8 protein-coding genes are annotated in these 5798 nt (G+C 52.0%); all 8 read right to left on the minus strand.

The window, feature by feature from the left end; translation table 11 throughout:
- The coding region (locus STRDD11_RS08825) for an SsrA-binding protein (RefSeq protein WP_206512691.1) at positions 1-215 on the minus strand (215 nt) is incomplete at its 3' end.
- Positions 178-2517, minus strand: coding sequence for a ribonuclease R (gene rnr, locus STRDD11_RS08830; RefSeq protein ID WP_128837014.1), 2340 nt, complete (start codon positions 2515-2517; stop codon positions 178-180). The genes rnr and STRDD11_RS08825, both read right to left, overlap by 38 nt.
- Before the next feature lie 89 nt (positions 2518-2606).
- Positions 2607-2840, minus strand: coding sequence for a preprotein translocase subunit SecG (secG, locus tag STRDD11_RS08835; RefSeq protein ID WP_128837015.1), 234 nt, complete (start codon positions 2838-2840; stop codon positions 2607-2609).
- Positions 2841-2882: 42 nt separating this feature from the next.
- The gene (gene rpmG, locus STRDD11_RS08840) at positions 2883-3032 is read right to left on the minus strand and encodes a 50S ribosomal protein L33 (RefSeq protein WP_128837016.1); all 150 of its coding nucleotides are present in this window, start codon (positions 3030-3032) and stop codon (positions 2883-2885) included.
- 91 nt (positions 3033-3123) lie between these two features.
- The gene (locus tag STRDD11_RS08845) at positions 3124-3573 is read right to left on the minus strand and encodes a hypothetical protein (RefSeq protein ID WP_128837017.1); all 450 of its coding nucleotides are present in this window, start codon (positions 3571-3573) and stop codon (positions 3124-3126) included.
- 42 nt (positions 3574-3615) lie between these two features.
- Positions 3616-4818, minus strand: a complete 1203-nt coding sequence (locus STRDD11_RS08850; protein ID WP_277592863.1) for a multidrug efflux MFS transporter — start codon at positions 4816-4818, stop codon at positions 3616-3618.
- Between the two features lie 4 nt (positions 4819-4822).
- Complete coding sequence (coaE, locus tag STRDD11_RS08855; protein ID WP_128837019.1) at positions 4823-5419, minus strand: dephospho-CoA kinase; 597 nt, start codon at positions 5417-5419, stop codon at positions 4823-4825.
- 5 nt (positions 5420-5424) lie between these two features.
- Positions 5425-5798, minus strand: a 374-nt coding sequence (locus tag STRDD11_RS14485; RefSeq protein WP_277592829.1) for a zinc finger domain-containing protein, incomplete at its 5' end; no start/stop codon positions are given.

The following is a 5798-nucleotide window of genomic DNA, read 5'->3' on the forward strand; positions in this document are numbered from 1 at the left end:
TTGCCCTCTTCATAGGGCGCGATATGGACATTGCTGAGCCAGGCTTCGCCGTTTTTGATCTGGGCAAAGCCGTCTTTGAGATTGATGCGGGCAGCGCGCACGCTCTTGATCTCCGTTCCCGTCAGCACCAGACCCGCCTCGATGGTATCCACGATGGTGTAGTCATGCCGGGCCTTTTTATTTTGCGCGACGACCTTTCCTTCTCCCTTTGCCATGCTTGGCTCCTTTCTTGACTGCTTCCTTGTAAAATGCCTTCTGGCTCCTGCCAGTCTTGGGCTTCTTGTCTTTCTGACCCTTGCGGTCTCTTTCCTTGGCAGAATGGCTGCGCGGACCGTCCTCACGGCGTCGGTTGCGCGATTTGCCTCGGCTCTGCTTGCTGGTCTTGTCGATCAGGTCAAATTCACTCGGCAGGTATTCAAAGTCAATCTCGCCGGTCGTCTTGTCTGCCCGTGTCAGCTTGATGCGAATCGGCTGGCCGACCTTAAAGACGACACCGGATTTCTCTCCCTGCAGGGTCATGGCCCGCTCATTGTAGCTGTAAAACTCCGGCAGGTTGGTCACATGAATCAAGCCCTCGACCGTATTGGGCAGCTCGACGAAGAGCCCAAATTTAACCACGCTTGAAACCACACCGTCAAATTCTTCCCCGACAAATTCCTCCATGAACTCAGCCTTCTTCATGGCTTCGACTTCCCGCTCCGCCTCAATGGCCCGGCGCTCCCGGCTGGAAGACTGCACCGCAATCTCTGGAATGACCTGCTCAAAGTGCTGAGCTGTTTCCTTGGAACGGCCGTAGTCCCGCACCATGCGGTGGACCAGCAGGTCCGGATAGCGGCGAATCGGACTGGTGAAATGCGTATAAAACTCTGCAGCCAGACCATAGTGGCCGTGATTGTGCTCAGAGTAGCGGGCCTGCTGCATAGAACGCAGCAGCATCATGGACAGGACCTCCTCATAAGGCTGGCCCTTGACCGCTTCCATAATATCCTGCAGAGCTTGCTGACTCATGGAGTTAGCCGTCCCGTAAATCCGAATCCCAAAGCTCGACGCATAGTCGATGAACTTCTGGACCTTCTCCGCCTTAGGCTCCTCGTGAATCCGATAGATGAAGGGCAGATTCAGCCTAGTAAAATGCTCGGCCACCGTTTCATTCGCCACCAGCATAAAGGACTCAATCATGCGCTCGGCAATGCCGCGCTGACGCAGGACAATGTCCACTGGCCGGCCCTTGTCATTGACCAAAATCTTGGCTTCGCTGGTATCAAAGTTGAGCGCCCCGCGCTTAAAGCGCATGCTTTCCAGAATGTTATGCAGCTGGACCATAGCCTCAATGCTGGGCACAATGGACTTGAACTGCTCAGCTTTTTCCTGATCGCCTGAGATGATGTCATTGACATCACTGTAGGTCATGCGAAAGGCCGTATTGATAACGGTCTGCGTAATCCTATGCTTGACCACGCGCCCCTTGGCATCAATCTCCATGATGGCCGACTGGGTCAGCCGGTCCACATTGGGATTGAGGGAGCAGATACCGTTGGACAGGCGCTCCGGCAGCATGGGCACCACCCGGTCGGTCACATAGACCGAAGTCGCCCGATTGAGGGCTTCCTTGTCCAGCTCAGATCCCTCCTTGACATAGTAGGACACATCTGCGATATGGACACCCAGCTCGAAGTGGCCGTTTTTCAGGCGCCTGATATGGACAGCATCGTCCAAGTCCTTGGCATCCGCACCGTCAATGGTAAAAGTAATCTCCTCCCGCAGATCCAGCCGGCCTTGATAGTCCTTATCTGCCAAGCTTTCAGAAATCGCTTCCGCTTCTGCCAGGACCTTTTCCGAAAATTCGGACACAATGTCCATCGACTCCAGTATTTCCAATACATCAATACCTGGATCATTGACATGACCGACCACATCCAGAATAGTTGCCACAAAAAAATCATGCTTCTTAGTCGGGTATTTGTCAATAGCCACCTTGAGAACTTCCGTGCCATCCAGCACCAAAGCAGGTTTTTTGACATAAATAGGCTGACGGATTTTCTGATTTTTCGAGCGGATATAGCCTGCATACTTGGGCTTCTCCTCATCCAGAACCAGCTGGCCAACCGCTGACGTCAGGCTGTGCTCCAAAATGTCAATCACCTTGGCCTCAGCCGACGTTCCCTTGACCCGGTCGGCGACCTTGGTGACAGCCACTTCGACTGTATCACCGTCAATGGCATGATTGACATCATTGCGGCCGACAAAGAGGTCATCCTCTTCCTCATTCAAGGTGACAAAGCCAAAGCCATTCTTATGAGCATGGAAAGTTCCTTTTAGAGTGATGCTTTCCTTTTTCTGCTTGAGCTGCAGGCGGCCCGCATCGTCAAAGCGAATCTGGTGCTTGCGCTCCATTTGGGAGATGGTCCTGACCAGACTGCTAAAGTCCTTGGAAGACTCCTTCCCCAGAGCAGCCGCCAGCTCATCCACGCTGGCCTGCTGCCTTTCTTTTAAATATTCAATAATTTCTGATTTCATATTCCTTTTCTCTTGATGATAGCTTTCTTCACCTTTGCTAAATCTCTTTTAAACTTAAAAAATAGGCCAAGACGAAGTCAGAGCCCATTTTATTTACTAGATAATACTGCTAATACTAAGGCAATCAGCAGCCAGAAGAAAATCATAACTCCTGTCAGACGCTGCATCACAGCCTCAAATCCGCGCGCTTTCGCACGTTCAAAGAGGTCATTTGCACTGGAATCAAAAACGTTGCTGGACTGATTTTTAGTAGGCTGCATGAAAATTGCAATGACAATAACAGCGGATAAGATTAGTAAAATGGTTAACAATAGGTTATACATAGACATAAACTCCTTAAAATCCTATCTATTTTACCACAAAATCTATTTGGATTCAAGATGTAAGGTTACTTTTCTTTCCTTGGGACAATACTTGAGGACCTCAATCCGGTCCGGATGATTTTTGGTGTTCTTGCTGGTCAGATAGTTCTGACTGCCGCAGCTGGAACACTTTAAATGAATTTTGATGCGCACGGTTTTTCCTAACTTTTAGAATGGACTAAGGACTATTATAGCACAAAATATCAGCCGCTTCTCAGTCTGGCTTAAAAATATTGCCAGAAAGTCATGGACGAAATTGCTCTGCCAGTTTAAGCCAGCGTCTTTGCCGGTGGCGGTAAAAGAGACGGGCAAATCCCGCTACCAAGGACGTCAGCAGGCCGGCTTCAATTTCCAGTATATCCTGATAGCAGCAGCCCTGCCCCTCCGGAGTCAGCCGGATCAAATGCCGCCATTGCTTGATTAGCCAGCTGTGACCGTCGTCCAAAAGACTGAAATTTTCGCCATCCGGATAGGAAATAACCACCGCCTGCTGGCCTATAGGAATAATCCCCCAGAGGTAAAGTCTAAACCAGTAGGTCCCCTCCTGCCAGCGGCTGGGCAGGTCCTGCCCCTTGACAGGCCGGAAAAAGACCAGAGGCCGTGCCACATAAAAGAGAGTAGAGGGCTGCTCCACAAGCGCAGCTGCTTGCTCAAGCGGCAGATCCAAATAGGTCGTAAGAGTAAATTGTGCCATACGAAGCTCTCCTCCGCAAATACAAAATCAGAAGGCCCCTTATCAGATATCCTTCTTTTTCAGCAGATTTCTAAAGGAAAAGAGATTGATCAGGAGACTGACTGCTACCAGCCCTGCTGTTGCATAAAAGACTGAATGGTAGCCGTAGGCCGCCGCAATGACCGAACCAGAAATAGGCCCGGCCACACCGCCCAGATAAAAGAAAATCTGATTGTAACTGAAAATCCGGGAAATACCAAACTTGGGTGTCATCTTGCTCAGCAGCGCATTGACCCCCGGTATCAGGGCCCCAGTCCCCAAGCCAAACAAAAAACGGTAAAAGCCCAGCTGAAAGGCAGAGCCGGCATTGGCACACAGCAAGTAAATCAAAATCGAATAAAATTGAGCCAGCACCAGGAGCCGGTGATTGCCCATGCGGTCGCCCAGCCGCCCCAAGATACTGGAGCTCATCATACTGGACAGACCCATGCTGGACACGATGAGGCCTGAGACAAACATCAGATTGTCCCTCTGTCCCAGCTCTCTGACATAGAGCGAGAGGATAGGGCTGATCGACTGGGCTGCGAACTGGATGACAAAGCTGGTCAAAAAGAGATTGAGCAGCAGCCGAGGATACCTAAGCTGATGCAGCAGCTCTCTCAAACTGACCTCTTCCTGCCGAGACGCTGGCACAAAATCCTCCTGAATGAAGGAAACCGTCATCAAGGCCGCCAGCAGAAAGAAAAAACCAATCAGGAGAAAGACATTGCGAATGCCGAACATCTCCGCAATCAGACCGCCCATAAAAGGCCCCATGAGATTGCCCGCCACAACGCCCGTCGAGAGAGTCCCCAAGGCATAGCCGGCCTTATCCTTGGGAGCCTGACTGGCAATCAAGGCCGTGCTGTTGGGCACATAGCCGGCAAAGACTCCATTGAGAAAGCGCAGGAGCAAAAGCCAGAAGATATTGGGCACAAAGGCAATCCCTCCCATGGTGAAGACCATGGCAAGGGCAGCACGCACCATCATAGGCTTGCGGCCGTAGCGGTCAGCCAGACTCCCCCAGACTGGGGAGAGCAGAGCCGCAGAGATGGCCGAGAGCGAAATCCCCAGCCCGGCATAATACTCGACTTCATGGCCCCTAGCCCCCAGCTGCTCCACAAAGAGCGGCATGAAAGGCGTGACCAGAGAAATGCTGGCACCTGTCAGGAAGTTGCCAAACCAGGCGATTTTCAGATTGTGTTTCCAGTTTACATGTGCCGTGATAGGATCATCTTCTTTCTAATTTCTGCAAAGCATCACAGACCTGCTGACGGGTTGCCTCTAGCGAGCCGTTATTGTCAATGAGCAGATTTGCTCGTTTGCGTTTTTCTTGGAGAGAGAGCTGAGCTGCGATGCGTTTTTCCGCCTCTGATCTGCTAAGGGCATTTCGCGCCATGAGACGGCTGAGCTGAGTCTCCTCTGACACATCGACCAGCCAGACTTGGTCAAACCAATCTTCGTAGCCCTGCTCAAAGAGCAGGGGAATATCCATGAAAAAGAATTCCTCGCTTTGAGCCAGCTGATCTCGCTGGCGGGCCAGCTCTTCTCGGATAATGGCATTTTGCAGCTGGCTGGACTGAGCCAGCCGGTCAGGATGGCCAAAAATCAGGGCACCCAGCTTGGGCCGATCTAAATGACCATCCTCCTGTAAGATAGTTGGACCTAAAGCCTCCACGAGGGCTTGGTAGAGGCGGCCGCCTGGCTCCTGCAATTCATGCACCGCCTGGTCAGCATCGATGACCCGATAGCCCTGCTGCCGCAGAAAGTCCGTCACCGTTGACTTGCCCGAGGCAATGCCGCCGGTAATCCCGATAATTTTTACCACAACAACTACCTCGCTTTCTGGCAGTAGGGACAGAGATGGGTGCCGCGACCGGCCAGCTTGATCTTTTCAATCGGGCTGCCACACCGAGCACAAGGCTGGCCAGTCTTGCCATAGACCTGCAGAAAATCCTGCATAGTCCCGTCTTCGCCCAGGGCATTGCGGTAGGTCCGAATGGTGGATCCGCCCTTTTCAATCCCCAGCTGCAAGACAGCGATAATCTGCTGGTGCAGCAGGGAAACCTCCTTAGAGCTCAGACTATCCGCCGGTCTTGCTGGATGGATCTGGGCCCGCCAGAGCGTTTCGTCCACATAGATATTGCCCAGCCCGACAACCAAGGTCTGCTCCAGCAGATAAGGCTTGATGGGCTTTTTGGATCTGC

The sequence above is a fragment of the Streptococcus sp. DD11 genome (assembly GCF_001578865.1).
In the GTDB taxonomy this organism is placed as follows: domain Bacteria; phylum Bacillota; class Bacilli; order Lactobacillales; family Streptococcaceae; genus Streptococcus; species Streptococcus panodentis.